Raw genomic sequence first — 14,174 nt, forward strand, 5'->3', positions numbered from 1 at the left:
TAGCTTTTAAAAATTCATAATCAAAAGCTCTTTACTTTCTTTTCTTTTTAAAACATTATTATTTAAAGAATACCTTATTTTTAATTCCTTAATATTAAAATCTTTATAAAGCTCTCTTATAAGCTCACAATCATTATAAGAAAGCATAAATTTACCCTTGATATTTTTAAGCAAATTACATAAAAGCTCGTGTTCTTTTAAGCCAAAACAAGGCACATTTTTATAATAACTCTCAGTTCCAACATAAGGTGGATCTAAATAAAATAAAGCTTCATTGTAATCATATTCTTTTAAAATATATTCAAAGCTTTTATTTTCAATACTGGCATTTTTAAGTCTTTTTGTATGTAAGCTAAAATCCCTACATAATCTCTTTGGTGCTCTTTGTTTACTCATAGCAAATTGTCCCATACTTGAACCAAAAGAAGTACTGATAAGATAAAAATAAAAAGCAGCCCTTTCTAAGTCATTTTTTGGCTTGATTTCTTTATTTTTAAGCATATGAAAGATTTTTCTACTTATTATCATAGAATTAAGCACATTTGCTAGGCTTTGGGGTTTATTTCTTATACAAAGATGTAAATTAATAAGCTCGTCGTTAATGTCGTTAATGACTTCTATTTTTGAAGCACTTTTTTGATAAAAAACACTTAAAGCTCCACCAAAGACTTCAATATAGCTTTTATGCTCAGGCATTAAAGCGATGATTTCTTTAGCTAAATAGTTTTTACCACCCACCCAAGCAAACGGAGCTTTTAGTGTAGTTCTTGTAGGTTTAGTAAGTGTGCTAGTTTTTAGAAATTTGTCTGTATTATTTTTCATACAAACTCCTTTCAAAATAAAATTTAAAAAGCTAGTCTTTAAAAATAAAGCTATAATGCTTTTGCTAGTTTTTAGAAAAAGGAAGGCTTTAGTCTTCCTTGCCATTCTTGCTAACACTTTTTGAAAAATTGCGATTTTCCAAAAAGTCGCATCACTAAAGGCCACGCCCGACCATTCCTTGCTATGCAATGCCCCATATTGTCACTTCTTAACAATTTTTTCAATAAAATCCTTAGTATCTTTATAAATCACACTTCTTATACTTGGGTGCAAGACTTTGTTATTATCTATGGGTAAAAAAGCTCTTTGAGGAATTTTTCTTTTTCTGTTTCCCCATTGATGAACATAACCATATTTAAAGCCATTTTCAGTCTGTATATTATTAAAGACTTTTACGCCACTTTTAGTAGGTTCGCTTTGCCAATTTAAAGCATTGCTTAATTCTCCATCTCTTTTTAAAATTCCTTTATTCTTACCATCTTTTATCTTTTGTTTTATGGTAGCTGGTTTTAAGCTTTTCCATTTTCCATTAAAAATACTGCGTTCGTTTTTAAAAGAGTCTATAATGCTATTTCTTATACTCTCTCCAGCACCCGCCATAATGCTTTGCCCGTGTTTATCCATATCTATTAATTTATCACAAGCTTTAAAAAAGTTTTCAAGCCCTTTTATTTCTATATATTCACTCATATTTTATCCATAAATTGTAGTGTTAATTTTGTTTTGTTCTTGCTTTCTTAAAGCGTCGAATACACTTTTTTGTATAGTATTTGCAAATTCTTGCATATTAAAATTGCCATCTTTAGTTGCTATGTTAAAAGTGCCATTAACACTTACATTGATATTGCCATTATTAAAGCTTGGAGTATGATTTATACTTTTTGTCTCAGCTAATTCATCTTTATAAGTGTTTGTAGTAAAGACTTTTTCTTTGTTTTGTTCACTTTGGCTTATCTTAACTTCTTCATCATCTCCAAGCCCTATAAAATCAAGAGCATCTTTTATAAAGCCACTTATAGATGAGATCATATCTCCTACCCAAGAAAGCTTAGAAGCAAACCAATCAAATAAAGAACCAAAAATACTATAAAAGAAATCCCCAACACCTTGCCAAATAGAATTTAAAAACTCAGCTAATGGAGAAGCAACGCTCATAATAATATCTTTAAAACTTGTAAATACAAGGGCGCATTTATCAAATACTGCTTTAATGACATTGTATATAGGCTCCCAAACAGGTTTAAGCCATTCTATAAAAGATTTAAACCAAGACTTAACCTTATCCCAATTTGCAATAATAAGCCCAGCCACTATTGCAATGCCCCCTAAAATAAGACCAATGGGATTACTCATCATAGCCACGCTTAAGACTCTAATGCCATTAGCTACGGCTTTAAAAACTTTATTAAGCCCACCTAAAACAAAAGATAAGGCTTTAAGGGAGGTTGTGTAAATAGTAGTTGTGACGGTTTTTGCTTTTAAAGTAATATTAGATAATATACAAGAATTACGAAAAGCTAAAAGATGTATTCTTGTTTTAATCAAAGCACTTTTAAGTAAAATGGTGCAATCTTTAAGATAGTTTTTAGCAATAGCATAAGCTAAGACTGCAGGTTTGGCGAGCAAAAAAGTAGCTATAAGTCCTCCTAAAACCCCATTAAGACCAGGGACAAGTCCTGTAATATAAGTGATACTATTAACAAGATAAGAAATTCCAGCACTCACCCATGATATTGCAGGTAAAAAAACCGAACCTAAATTAACAGCTAAGGAATTAAAAGCATTTTTCATTAATATAATAGAATTTTCAGTGGTAGCAGCCCTTGTATCAAATTCCCTTTGTAAAGAGCCTTTTTTTGCTTCATCGCCAGCATTTTTTAAAGCTTCTTTATAAGTGTCAAGCCCTCCAACAAGAGTTGCCATATCATCTGCAAATTCACGACCAAAAATATCAACTAAAACGCCCATTTGTTCTTTTTGGTCTAGTTTTGAAATTCTTTGTAAAAACATATCTAAAGCTTTTTGAGGATCATCAAAACTGGCTTGTTTTAAAAATGCTCCACTTATACCAAGCTTTGCAAAAGCAGATTCAGTTTTAGTTCCCATATTATCAGCTGTGGCTAAAACGCGGTAAAGACTATTAATAGCTGTTCCTGCTACTTCAGGTCCCTTACCTAAAGATATAAAAGAAGAGCTTAAAGCCGCAATTTGTTCTTTAGTAAATCCTATTTGCTTTCCAGCAGCTGCAGTTCTTTTCATAACATCAATAATCTCTCTAGCCTTAGATGCACTATTATCTGAAAGATTATTAATACTATCACCTAAATCCTCCATGTCTTTTAAAGAAATGCCTAAAATATTTTTAATTTTCGCAACGCTATCTCCCACATCTTCAGCGCTCATATCAAATGCCACTTTCATTTTAGTTACAAGATTTGTAAATTCTCTTACATCTTTTGAACCAAGTCCAATCTGTCCTCCAGCAGCAGCTATAGCTGCTAACTCATTGGCAGTAACAGGTAAAGTTTGAGACATCTTAAGGATATCAGCACTCATTTTTTTAATATCATCGCCTTCATCAAAATTCACAACCTTTCTCACATCAGCCATAGCAGATTCAAAGCTGATAGCTTCTCCTAAACCCTTACCAATAATTCCACCTCGAATAACATTACCTAAACTTAAAAACTCATCTTGCAAACCTTTTCTTTGAGCTTTTAATTCCGCTCTTAAATTGGCATTGAGTTTAAGAGTGTTTAATTCTTTTTGCAATCCACTAATGCCGAGTTTAGTTTTTGCTGCTATTTTTTCTAAATTGCTAAAATCTTTAACTACCTTGCCAACCGCACTTGCGTTTTTAATCGCTAGTCCTAAAATAACACCAATTCCAATACTTCCAGCATTTTCCATATTCAACCCTTTTTAAGCGATTGTATTTTAAAATCTTTACTATGAAAGTTTTAAAATTTATTAACGATGATATAATTTCACATATTGCCTTATTATTAACAACGCTCATACCTGCTTTTTACATAAGCTATCAAAGTGCAAGTGATGGTTTTTTTAATACAATGGCTATTTTTATTTTTTCTTATTTTGCAAGCATTATCATAACTGCTATTTTAGTGATGATTATGCCACCCATTGCTTTATTGCTTATTTTACCCACTTGGCTAATTGTAATAAGTTTAGATTTTATTCTTTTTGCTATTTTAAAAATTTATTTTTTGAAAAATAAAACAATCAAAAACTCTTAGCCTTTAAAAATTCTTTTGAAATTTCCAAAGCTTCTTCAAACTCATCTAAGCTTAAATCTAAAACTTCATTTAATCCCCAATGCAAAGTATGACTTATAAGAGCTATAGCCTCTAAGCTATAACTCCTGCTTCTACCAAAAAATCTTTAAGAGCGTCCTGTAAAGCTTTAAAATCTTTAAGATTCAAATCTTCAATTTCACTTTCTTGCTTATTGGTAAGTGCAGCTATCATACAAATAGTTTGCTCCATTTCTTTTTCACCTTTATTAGTGGCGTTTTTTAGCACACGCACATTTGGCTCTCTCATTTTTAATTCTTCTCCATTTTCAAGTTTGATTATTTTTTCTTTCATTTTTCTTTCCTTTTTATCCTTCTTTATGGCGGAAGTAATTCCGCCTAAGAAGCAACTAAAGGCTTCCCCACCCATTGCTACGCAATGCCCAAGAAGCCAAACTTTAATCCTAAAATCCCAGTATTGTTAATTAAACTCCGATTAATCAGTGTTTAAAGGGTTAAATTGCTTCTTACATCACTCATCATATCCACCCCATTTATCATTAAAATAGTGTTTTTATGATCGTAGGTAATGATTGGAATGTTATTGCGGCGTTGCATGTAAAAATGAACTGCCATTTTAATTTCAGCTTCCACCTCTTTTCCACTTTCATGATCACTTTCACTTATGCTTATAAACTCTCCTAAAAACTCAGCACTAATACCATAGTTTTTTCCACCTTTGTGAACACTTTCTCTAAAAAGCAAAGGAGCTTTAATCTCGCTAAAAGTAGTATGAAAGAAAGCCGCATAAAGCACTGGATCAACAACGGCTAATTTAAAGCTAATTTCTAAAGGCTTTAAAACCCCGCTACTATAATTTGCTCCTAAAACTCCTTTGGTTTCAATCATCTCTTGTTCTATATCAGGCAATTTTAAATTTCTAACCACTCCAAGATAACCTTGACCATCTATATAAATATTACCTTCCTGTATAACTTCGCCAATTATTCTTTTCATTTTTATTTTCTCCTTGTAAAAATTTATTAACTATCCGCACTAATAGTTTTAATCAAATCACTCGCCCATTTATCAGAGTAGATGAACTCTAAAGTGATTTGTTTAACGATTGGATTATTCATCATTTTTATATTTAGATAAAACTTACCAGCACTCACATTGGCATCTGTGTTTCTTTCTTCATCCCAGCTTACCTCATAGCCAATTAAAACCTTAGCTCCTTTTAAATCTCTTAGCAATTCTTCAATGCTGATTTTTATAAAATATAATTCACTTGCTTTTTTATCAATAGCCTTAAAAGCTGCTTTTTGTCCTGCTAGGGCTATACGATCAAAAGTTCTTACACGAGCTAAATCTTGCCAAATCGTATCTTCATGGCTAGTCTCCCCACCCCAAGAGCGATAACCTTCACTTAAAATACAAGTTGAGATGTGAGCATTTCTTAATCTTTCTGCATCACAATCAAAGCCATTGATAAACTCTATAAAATGCTCTGTGCCAGTAACCCCATTCATCACTCTATTTGAGTAAGAATCACTGAAACCATATTCTTTATCCCCATCTGTATGGGCTATTAAACCTGCGATGATAGGAGATTGTGGAACATAAGCGTATTTTCCTTGTGTGTTTAAGATTTGAACCTGTGGCCAAGTGGCAATTAATCTTTTAGAGCTAAAAGCCTCCATTGTATTAATAGCTTCGCCAACATTTGTAGCGTAAAGATCCACAATAGCTGTGATATTCATAGAACTTGCCACACTTTCAAGCTTAGCCTTTACTCCTGCTTCATGTGAGTAATAAGGAGTAATGATTAAATCAGGACTAAAGCCTGTTTTATGTTTGGCTTTTTTAAAGGCTTCTATGGCATTAACAATATTGGTTAAAGTGTTTTCACTTTCCTCGCTTTCTTCAAAAAAGCTGACGATTATAACATTGCTTACATTTTGTAAATTGATACATTCTAAAGTATCTAAAAGTCTAAAATCTTGTAAGTTATTTTCTTTGATTAAATCGTTTACAAATTCTTTTGCTTTGCTTACATTTGAAAAGGCAAAGATTGGAAAGCTATCCGCGCTTTCATAACCAGCCTTTGTGTAAATCATTTCTTTACTTGCACCTTTTATAGCCCCAGCAATACCAATAGGCGTATCACTTTGCACTTTAATAGGACTTGCTGCACCATTACTGATATTAAAATTAACTCCATAATTTGCTGCCATTATTCACTCCTTATTTCTTTACATTTTTTTGTATTTTTTTGTTTTTTTAGGATTTAAATTAAGCTCTTTTTTCATAACAATTTGATCTTGTTTAGAAATTTCAAATAAAAAGGCATAATCTCCATAAGTATCAGAACTAGCTTCTAACTTTTCAACATTAAAATCTTCACTTTGAATTTCTTGCTCACCTATAAAAATGGATTTTTTTACTCTTACATTGGTAATTTCTGTTTGACCATAATATCCATTACCTCTAGCAAAAAGCTTATTAGGCATTGGTGTATTTTCAAGTTCTATGCTTACCTCTCTACTTCCTGAACTAGACCATAAGCAACACTCATCAGCGCCACCATTATATTTTTTAAACACATGGGCGATTTTGTGATAGGTTTCTTGATAAATCCCACTTGTTTTAATCGTTCCTACAATTTGATTATCTGTAGGAGTAGGATTAGAATCTATAGTAAAATCACTCCTATTAAGCCCATTGCCATCTTTAGTCATAGTAAATTTTGCGTTTTCATATTCATCTTGAACTTTATTTGGAGTAGCAAAACCATTTTCAAAACCAAGTCTTAAATCACTCATACAACCCCCATATTGTCCACCTGTTGTAGTGTTATCAAATGTGATAATGATTTTTTCTTTAGGGGCAATATCATTGCTACCATCTCCTAGTAAATCAACCCAGCTTGTAAAATCATTATCATTAGCAGTGCAAATAAATAATTGCTTTTTACTTTCTACAACCGCCCAAATTTCTCCCACTTTAGCTTGTGTATTGTAGTTAGGTGGAGTTTTTGATATTTTTATGTTTGTATTTTGGAAATTTTGATCTTGTAAAATTTCCTCAATGAGACTTTTAAGCTCCTCTTTATTAACAAGCTCTTCTTTAAAAAGTTTTAGTTTTTTATCTATAAGCTCATTAACTTTTTGAGCATTAAGCTTATCACTAACTATAGGTTCACTTGGCTCTTTTGAGCCTTGATTAATATCTGGAATAAAAGAAATTCCATAATCTTTCATTTTAACTCCTTTTTTATTGATTTAAACACACACTTTATTGCATGATAAAGATTGCAAGAATGATAAAATACAAAGATTTTAAACTTAGAACATCCAAGCAAAGTCATAGCTTCTTTTAATGCTAAATCAGCTGTCCTATAATCAGTTCTTGAATTTGCTTTTTCGCATAAAAAATCATGCACCACACAAGCGCTAAAATACTCACTTTTAAAAGGTGGAAACAAAGACCAAAAAAGGCGTGGGATACTTGCACCATCAGTTTTAAAGCCTTGTGGTACAATGCCTTTATAATTTGGCAAAGAAAAAGCATAATCACTAATCACTTCAAACCTGTCCTTATCGTATGGCTTTACACAAACCCTTTTTAATTCTGTTTTAGTCATTTTTCACTCTCCCAAACAATTAAATCAAGTTCTTCTTTGCTTTGTGCATTTCTAGCTTTTTCTTTTAAAGCACTTGCTTTAAAAATAGTTTCTTGCACAAAATAAGCCATGCTACTTGCAAAGAGTTTAAACTCATCTACGCTAAATCTTGTAGTTGAATTATCAAGCGCAATCCAATCAATATAAGGAATTAAATTAGGATTAACAAGAGCATTGGTTACTGCTCCATTAATTCTTAACTGATCTTCATTAGAACTTTGATAGATTTTACCTTTAAAAGAAAATCCACCATTTAGAATATTTTCTTTTTTTGCATTAATCTCGTTGATTTTTAACTCTTTTGCCTCGTTTAAAAGCTCTTCTTCGCTTTTAGGAGGATTTATTAAAGAGTTAAATTCTTCTTCGTTAATAGGTGTTAAGCCTGTTTTAATTTGCTCATCGCTCACTTCATCCTCATAAGCATAAATTTGATTATTATCGTTTTTGTCTATAAAATATTTCATTTTTTCTCCTTATTTGCTTGATGCTTATCTAAGCTCCATAAAAGATACAATGCTTTTGCTTGGGTAAAATCCGCTGTGTTCTGGTGTATTTAATCTGTATTGCCCATTTGGTGGAATGATTCCAAAACCAAAATAAGTTCGACTTACTCCACCATTGGATAATGAAGTTTGAAACATAGAAACTACAAATTGCTCACTACAAGAAAAACTGACACCCCCACTTGCACTAGCATTAACTTGAAATTTGGCTGCTATGGGTTTTCCTGTATTATTTGTATAAGTTACATCAAAGGCTCTTGAAACATTTTGCCAAGCTTGATTTACTCCCAATCCTCCTATTAAGCTAGGAGCTTGTTCTTTTAAGGTAGCTAAATTTACAAATTGATTGTCATTTGTAGCTTTTATAGAGCTTGTAGGTAGTTTGGTAAAGTTTTTAGCTCCTGCAATGGTTTGATTAGTAGCTAAAGTAACATATTTGGCAATTTCTGTATTAAATTTATTTTCTAAAAGATATTTAGAAAGCTCATCCCATACTTTTTTAAACTCTGCATCATATTTTTGCGTTAAAGCATCAATTTTAAGATTGAGCTCCACTTTAATAGCATCCACATAATCACGACTTGCCATGATTACACTAGGATCTAGTTTTAAAATAACTTCCTCTGCATTAGAAAGCTCCATGACAATTTTTATCATAAGCTCTTTAGCGCTGCCTTCTTTTAAGATAGGTTTATAAGTGCGTGGGACATTTCCTACTGCAAGCAAATCTCCTGCTTCATCATAAATGCCTACTGCATTAACTTCAAACCCGCCCACATCGCTTGGCACATGACACATTAAATTCACATAGTTTGGATTGCTTTCATCCACGCTTTTGCTACTAATATTAGCTTCATAAACAATCTCTTCTAAGCTTTGCATTTCTTCGCTGGGCAAAATAACTTTTGAACTTAATTTAAAGCTTTTTAAATTGATACCATTTCCACTTGCTCTTGCGGCAATAAATTTAGCAATGCCAATTTTAGTTAGTATGGTATAGTATTCACTTTTTGCCATTAATACACTCCTTTAAAATCAATATTAGTTCTTGTTATTTCACAAATAAAAACACCCATTGCATTTAAACTTGGTTTCTGATTGTTTTCAATTTGCGTGGTTTGAAAAGGTAAGATTTCTATAGTTTCTCCACTTATTTGTGCATTAGCATTAAAACTATCATTTTTACTTTCAATCTCTATTTCAATCGCTTCTAAAACGCTTCTAACATTTTTAAAATCATAAATTAGTCTTTCTAAAGTATTAAGCGTTCTTTCATCAAAGCTAACATTAGTTGTGCTTACTTTAACTTTAAAAAAATAAGGCTTTCCACCATAATTAAACCACTCTTTAACCACTGCAGTAGGAAATACGGCTCTTAAAGCTTCTTTTATAGCCCAAGTTGTGCCGTTGTATCTGTCTAAAAGCAAGGCTTTAGATATAAGCTTTCTTGCTTCTTTTTCATTTAAACCATCAATACTTACATCATAAGCATTGGCTAAAATTGGCAATAATCTTTCATCGCAATTTAGAGCTAGATTTGTGATACTAGATAAATTTAAATCTTCAAATCTTGTTTTAGCACTTAAATCAATAGCCTTGCTTTGTTTTGGATGGTGGTTTAGTATTAGTGTATTCATAGCACCGCCTTTTCATAACTAAGTGAAAAGCTAAGGGTTGCAAACTCATCATCAGCTATTATTATATTTTCTAAGGGCAAGTCTTTTAATTCTTGCTCTTCTTCATTTATGATTTTTTCTTTAATGCTTAAAATTTCGCTTTTATAAACTCCGTCTTGATGAAGACATTTATAAATAAATCCCAGTGCTAAATCCACACTTAAATCAAAGTCCTTTTGCAAAGCATTAATCTTTTCACTTATTTCATTAGCACGGCTTAATTCTAAAAGCAAAAGTTTGGCATCTACGATAAACTCTCTTTTTTTAGCTAACTCAACGCTGACTTCATCAGTTAAAGGTCTTCGCTCATCCGCACTTAAATACTCTTTAACCACATCAACGCTTAATTCATCTTCACTTTTAATGATAACTCTTACTTTTCCTGCTCCATTGTTTAAAGCTTTTATGGAAGCGACTTTTGCACTTGCGCTTAAAGCGTGATAGATATAGCCTTTTTCACTTCCTGCGGTTGAAAAGCGATGTACACTCATTATAGCTCTTTCTCTTAAAGCCTCATCGCTTTCTTCACTGGCTCCACCACTAAAATATTCAAGTTGTTTAATCTTAGCTACAAAAGGCAGTGGGGTTTGTAAAAACTCGGTTTTACTTTCTTTGCTTTGAATAAATTTATTAAGTTCTAAAATACCTTGTGCTTTACTTTGCCCTTTTTTAATCACCACTTCTTCTTTTAAAGTGGCAAGGTCTGCTTTTTCATTTGAAAAAATTGCACCTTTTGGGATGATGACATCATAAGTAAGTAAAGTATTTAATTCAAACTCTACTTTAGCTGTGGGCTTAACCCCTTTAAGCCTTTGTATCAAATAGCCATTAGCTACTACATTATCTAAATCACTTCCCTTTGCATAATGAAGATAAGTTGCTTTTATACTCTCATTAATTCTTGCTCTAATTATCATTTCTCTATAAGCTAAAGCTTCTAAAATGGCTTTAAAAGGGTCAGATTCTAAAAGCTCTACATTATCTTTTAAAAAGCTTTTAAAAAGTTCTTCATAGGCTTTTAAAAGCTTTTCATAATCAAGCTCTTCTATGATTTGTGGGTAAGGAATGTCTTTTAAAAAGCTTTGTTTAAAATAGCTATCATTTGCACTTAAAAGCTCACTCATTTGCCTAGCTCCATTGTTAAATCCCCATAATTTTCAAAAAGCAAGGTAATGCTTAATTTATTGTCTTTACACTCATTAAGTCTCACACCTTTTAGCTTTACTCTTTTTTCCCACTTTGAAATTGCTTCTGCAGTGTATCTAGTAAGCTTTATCTTAAAATCATCATCGATTTTTCTATCTATGAGTGTATAAAGTAAAGAACCATATTCTGGTCTCATTACTCTTGAGCCTAAAGGAGTGATTAAAATGTCTTTGATACTTTCTTCGATGCTTACCATGTAATTCATTTTAAACCTTTGTAAAATTCAAAAATGTTTTCTAGCATTTGCGAAAATCCTAAAAACATAAAAGCTATAAAAAAGCCTATAAAAATGCTTTTGATAAAAAAGTTTAGGTTTAAAAAAGCATAAAATGCCCCCATGCAAAAGAGCATAAAAAAGACTAATGAAAATAAAAGCAAAAATAATTCTTTCATAGTTTTTCCTATCTTGGCGAAGCTGTGGCACCACAAGTACAAGAATGGGTATGATTTGTTAAATCACCTTTGCTATCGCTTATATTTCCACTAACTTGTAAATTGCCTATTAAGTTTAAATTTCCTTTTATGCTAAAAGTACCACTTGCCCCACCTTCGCCACTTGTAGAAATTGCTCCTGCAATTTGAGTATTACCATTTAAATTAATACTTGGAGCGTTAAGCGTTATGGTATTAGCGTTTGTAGTATGATTTTTAGTATTTAAGGTGTTGTTTTGGTTATGGGTGGTTTTATCTACACAAGTGATATTTATATTTTTAACCACATCAAGTTTTAAAGTGCTACTCTTAGAGTTGTATTCTAAATGCGTTCCATCTTCAAAATCTATATTAAAAGTATTTTCATCTGTGTTTTTTGCTCTATGTTTTTCTTGGTAAAGCCCACGCAAAATAACTCCACTATTTAAATCCCCACGCACAGGTATGACTAATACTTGCTCTCCTATTCTTAAAGGAGAAAAGCTCACTGCATAAGAATTAGCTAGACTTTGAAAAACACTTAAAAAATCCGTTACCATATCTCCAATAGCAACCTTAGCTTTATTGTCTTTAATGTCGCAAATGATGCCAAGTTCGTTCATTATAGTTTTTCCATTTTTTTATTAATTAACTTTTCTACAAGTTGCTCAATTTTAAGCAATGCATCTGTCCCCATATAAGCTGCAAAACCACCCACTGCAACGCTAAGCTTTATGCCAAAATTAAGATAATTTACAATTTCAAAAACTAGATATGCCACAAACATAGAACCTAGCATACCTTTTAAAAAGAGTGTAAATTTACCTTTTAAATTAAGAGCTTTGCTTAATTTATTTTTTGTTACAATTCCTACAAGTCCAGCTATAAAGCTTACTATCATTAAAACCATATATACAAATATATCTTCTAATTTCATTGCTAGTTCCTTGTAAAAATTTCAAATAAATATAATAAAGCTAATGCAAAAGTTGAAAACAAAAGAGCTATAAGAAGATCTTTTGCAATGCTTTTTTGATTTATCATTTTATTATTTTCTTTCATCTTTCTCTCCTGTGCAAAGCTTGGCTATATTTTCAACTTCTAAGTAATACTTAGAGATTTCTTTAGCACTTTCTAAGTCTTTTTTGTCTAAAGGCTTTAAAGGAAGTTTTAAAGGGCATTTAATAGGAACTTTAACTTCTTTGATTTCAGTTTTAATCAAAATATCTTTAGAAGCACAAGCGCTTAAAAAAACAAAAGGTATAATTAATAGGAAAATTCTCATTTTATCATTCACTTTTTTGCTCCTAAAATATTAAATAATTCTTTATAAGCTTTAAGTTCACTCTGGCAGCTTTTATCTTTAATAAAAACCTTATCCACTTTTAAAACTTCTTTTAAAGTCTCTTTGGGCTTTAAATCAAGTTTTAATTTATCAATAGCTTTATTTTGCTGGGTTAATTTATCTTTAAAAACATTGATTTCATTGCTAAAATGCAAAGCTTTAAGTTTTAGATTTTCATTTTCTAAAGCTAAAGCATTGTTTTTTAAATATAAAAAACCACAAAGAGCAATTAGAACAAAAAAAGCTATTTTTGAAGGACTTAAAAACCTTGATAAAATAAAACTAAACACAATCTTTTCCTTATGGATAAGTCCATCTTGCTTTTTTGCCTCTAGTGTCTAAATGTACAAACCCAGCATAAGGATCATTAAAATTATGCTTTATGGCAATTCCCAAGCTCCTTTCGCCATAGGTGTTTAAAACATATTGATGAACTTCTTCTGTTTTAACTCCTTTAACCACAAAGTCTGCTGCACTTCCTATAGTGTGTTGGCTTTTAGGGGCTCCACCAACCTCTGCATTATGCTCTTTGCAGCGATATCCACTATTTATAATAATAGGAGCATTGTAATGTTCTCTGATTTCACAAAGAATGTCTATAAGCTCATCACTTGGTACATTTTGAGGCAATTCACATTTGCCGCATTTACATTTAAATTCGCTTTCTTTAAAATAAGGGTTATTTTTCATTTTCACTCCTTTAAATGTCGTAAGTTTAGTTAAAAAGCTGACCCAAAAACTAGAAAAATTTTGTGCTAAAACTCTTTGAAAAAATAATTTGCTTGATTAAAAAAAGAACTCATTTTAAAATTGCCGCTAATTTTTAAAGGATGAAAAATGCTTAAAAGTTTTGAAAATGAGCTTTTAGAACTATTAAAAGATTTTAAAGTAAGAATGTATTTAGGCGAGTTTGAAGACACCCAAAACATAGCAAGTTGTATTAATAATTTAGATGCTTCGCTTTTGCTTGATTTTGAAGGAGAAAGTTATAAAGATTTAGAAAATAAAGTGGGAACTTGGAAACTTTATATTTTAACCCATACAAAATCAAAAGCTCCTAAACACAGAATTGATGCTAAGCATAAATTATTTGATGCAATAGAAGCTGTTGATAAAGTGCTTTTAAATGCAGAACCTAGCAATGGTTTTAGAATAGAGCTTAAAGATCTTAAAAAGGTTTACGAAGGAATAAGCGATCATGGCTATTTAAGCATTTATGCAAGAACTTTGCAAAGTAGCTTTTTACCAAAAGATGATTTTTTAAGGATTTAAA

The 14,174-nt window shown here is 31.4% G+C and carries 21 protein-coding genes; 2 read left to right on the plus strand and 19 right to left on the minus strand.

Annotated elements, in window-relative coordinates; genetic code table 11:
• Nucleotides 1–6 precede the first annotated feature (6 nt).
• From FBF20_RS02850 to FBF20_RS02860, 3 genes are all read right to left on the minus strand, one after another.
• On the minus strand, nt 7–822 hold the full coding sequence (locus FBF20_RS02850; protein ID WP_025985917.1) for a DNA adenine methylase: 816 nt from the start codon (nt 820–822) through the stop codon (nt 7–9).
• A 201-nt stretch (nt 823–1,023) separates the two neighbouring features.
• Complete coding sequence (locus FBF20_RS02855) at nt 1,024–1,512, minus strand: phage virion morphogenesis protein (protein WP_002865380.1); 489 nt, start codon at nt 1,510–1,512, stop codon at nt 1,024–1,026.
• Nucleotides 1,513–1,515: 3 nt separating this feature from the next.
• Nucleotides 1,516–3,732 (minus strand): phage tail tape measure protein, encoded by a 2,217-nt coding sequence (locus FBF20_RS02860; RefSeq protein WP_168952600.1) that lies wholly within the window; start codon nt 3,730–3,732, stop codon nt 1,516–1,518.
• Nucleotides 3,733–3,773: 41 nt separating this feature from the next.
• On the opposite strand from FBF20_RS02860, the gene FBF20_RS02865 reads away from it, so the two are divergent.
• Complete coding sequence (locus FBF20_RS02865; protein ID WP_002865378.1) at nt 3,774–4,079, plus strand: hypothetical protein; 306 nt, start codon at nt 3,774–3,776, stop codon at nt 4,077–4,079.
• Nucleotides 4,080–4,190: 111 nt separating this feature from the next.
• Here FBF20_RS02865 and FBF20_RS02870 read toward each other — a convergent pair whose 3' ends face one another.
• The 16 genes from FBF20_RS02870 to FBF20_RS02945 all read right to left on the minus strand — a co-directional run bounded on the left by FBF20_RS02870 (nt 4,191) and on the right by FBF20_RS02945 (nt 13,591).
• Nucleotides 4,191–4,430, minus strand: a complete 240-nt coding sequence (locus FBF20_RS02870) for a phage tail assembly protein (RefSeq protein ID WP_002873740.1) — start codon at nt 4,428–4,430, stop codon at nt 4,191–4,193.
• Between the two features lie 152 nt (nt 4,431–4,582).
• Nucleotides 4,583–5,092: a phage major tail tube protein gene (locus FBF20_RS02875; protein ID WP_002865376.1), complete on the minus strand. Its 510-nt coding sequence runs from the start codon at nt 5,090–5,092 to the stop codon at nt 4,583–4,585.
• 26 nt (nt 5,093–5,118) lie between these two features.
• A complete protein-coding gene (locus FBF20_RS02880; protein WP_002878906.1) occupies nt 5,119–6,312 on the minus strand; it encodes a tail sheath protein in 1,194 nt (397 codons plus the stop codon).
• A gap of 18 nt (nt 6,313–6,330) precedes the next feature.
• Nucleotides 6,331–7,338, minus strand: a complete 1,008-nt coding sequence (locus FBF20_RS02885) for a hypothetical protein (RefSeq protein ID WP_002878907.1) — start codon at nt 7,336–7,338, stop codon at nt 6,331–6,333.
• Nucleotides 7,335–7,721, minus strand: a complete 387-nt coding sequence (locus FBF20_RS02890; RefSeq protein ID WP_002878908.1) for a DUF1353 domain-containing protein — start codon at nt 7,719–7,721, stop codon at nt 7,335–7,337. The genes FBF20_RS02885 and FBF20_RS02890 overlap by 4 nt, the downstream gene beginning before the upstream one ends.
• On the minus strand, nt 7,718–8,224 hold the full coding sequence (locus tag FBF20_RS02895) for a DUF4376 domain-containing protein (RefSeq protein ID WP_002878909.1): 507 nt from the start codon (nt 8,222–8,224) through the stop codon (nt 7,718–7,720). The genes FBF20_RS02890 and FBF20_RS02895 overlap by 4 nt, the downstream gene beginning before the upstream one ends.
• 24 nt (nt 8,225–8,248) lie before the next feature.
• Nucleotides 8,249–9,280: a phage tail protein gene (locus FBF20_RS02900; protein WP_002896214.1), complete on the minus strand. Its 1,032-nt coding sequence runs from the start codon at nt 9,278–9,280 to the stop codon at nt 8,249–8,251.
• On the minus strand, nt 9,280–9,900 hold the full coding sequence (locus FBF20_RS02905; RefSeq protein ID WP_002878911.1) for a phage tail protein I: 621 nt from the start codon (nt 9,898–9,900) through the stop codon (nt 9,280–9,282). Before FBF20_RS02905 ends, FBF20_RS02900 begins: the two co-directional genes overlap by 1 nt.
• Complete coding sequence (locus tag FBF20_RS02910) at nt 9,897–11,063, minus strand: baseplate J/gp47 family protein (RefSeq protein ID WP_002878912.1); 1,167 nt, start codon at nt 11,061–11,063, stop codon at nt 9,897–9,899. The genes FBF20_RS02905 and FBF20_RS02910 overlap by 4 nt, the downstream gene beginning before the upstream one ends.
• Nucleotides 11,060–11,350 carry a GPW/gp25 family protein gene (locus tag FBF20_RS02915; protein WP_002795239.1) on the minus strand — a complete coding sequence of 97 codons (291 nt, stop codon included), beginning with the start codon at nt 11,348–11,350 and terminating at the stop codon, nt 11,060–11,062. Before FBF20_RS02915 ends, FBF20_RS02910 begins: the two co-directional genes overlap by 4 nt.
• Entirely contained in the window at nt 11,347–11,538 is a 192-nt protein-coding gene (locus tag FBF20_RS02920; protein ID WP_002795238.1) for a hypothetical protein, read from the minus strand. The genes FBF20_RS02915 and FBF20_RS02920 overlap by 4 nt, the downstream gene beginning before the upstream one ends.
• An 8-nt stretch (nt 11,539–11,546) precedes the next feature.
• The gene (locus tag FBF20_RS02925) at nt 11,547–12,179 is read right to left on the minus strand and encodes a phage baseplate assembly protein V (RefSeq protein ID WP_002827116.1); all 633 of its coding nucleotides are present in this window, start codon (nt 12,177–12,179) and stop codon (nt 11,547–11,549) included.
• Nucleotides 12,179–12,493, minus strand: a complete 315-nt coding sequence (locus tag FBF20_RS02930; RefSeq protein ID WP_002784492.1) for a phage holin family protein — start codon at nt 12,491–12,493, stop codon at nt 12,179–12,181. Before FBF20_RS02930 ends, FBF20_RS02925 begins: the two co-directional genes overlap by 1 nt.
• 111 nt (nt 12,494–12,604) lie before the next feature.
• Nucleotides 12,605–12,853, minus strand: a complete 249-nt coding sequence (locus tag FBF20_RS02935) for a hypothetical protein (RefSeq protein WP_002784496.1) — start codon at nt 12,851–12,853, stop codon at nt 12,605–12,607.
• Complete coding sequence (locus FBF20_RS02940; RefSeq protein ID WP_002865466.1) at nt 12,850–13,191, minus strand: hypothetical protein; 342 nt, start codon at nt 13,189–13,191, stop codon at nt 12,850–12,852. The genes FBF20_RS02935 and FBF20_RS02940 overlap by 4 nt, the downstream gene beginning before the upstream one ends.
• 10 nt (nt 13,192–13,201) lie before the next feature.
• On the minus strand, nt 13,202–13,591 hold the full coding sequence (locus tag FBF20_RS02945) for a D-Ala-D-Ala carboxypeptidase family metallohydrolase (protein ID WP_002878913.1): 390 nt from the start codon (nt 13,589–13,591) through the stop codon (nt 13,202–13,204).
• Between the two features lie 147 nt (nt 13,592–13,738).
• Between FBF20_RS02945 and FBF20_RS02950 the strand changes: the two genes are divergently transcribed.
• Nucleotides 13,739–14,173, plus strand: a complete 435-nt coding sequence (locus FBF20_RS02950; RefSeq protein ID WP_002784501.1) for a hypothetical protein — start codon at nt 13,739–13,741, stop codon at nt 14,171–14,173.
• Nucleotide 14,174: the final 1 nt, after the last annotated feature.

The sequence above is a fragment of the Campylobacter sp. CFSAN093259 genome (genome assembly GCF_012889985.1).
GTDB classification, from domain to species: Bacteria; Campylobacterota; Campylobacteria; order Campylobacterales; family Campylobacteraceae; genus Campylobacter_D; species Campylobacter_D jejuni.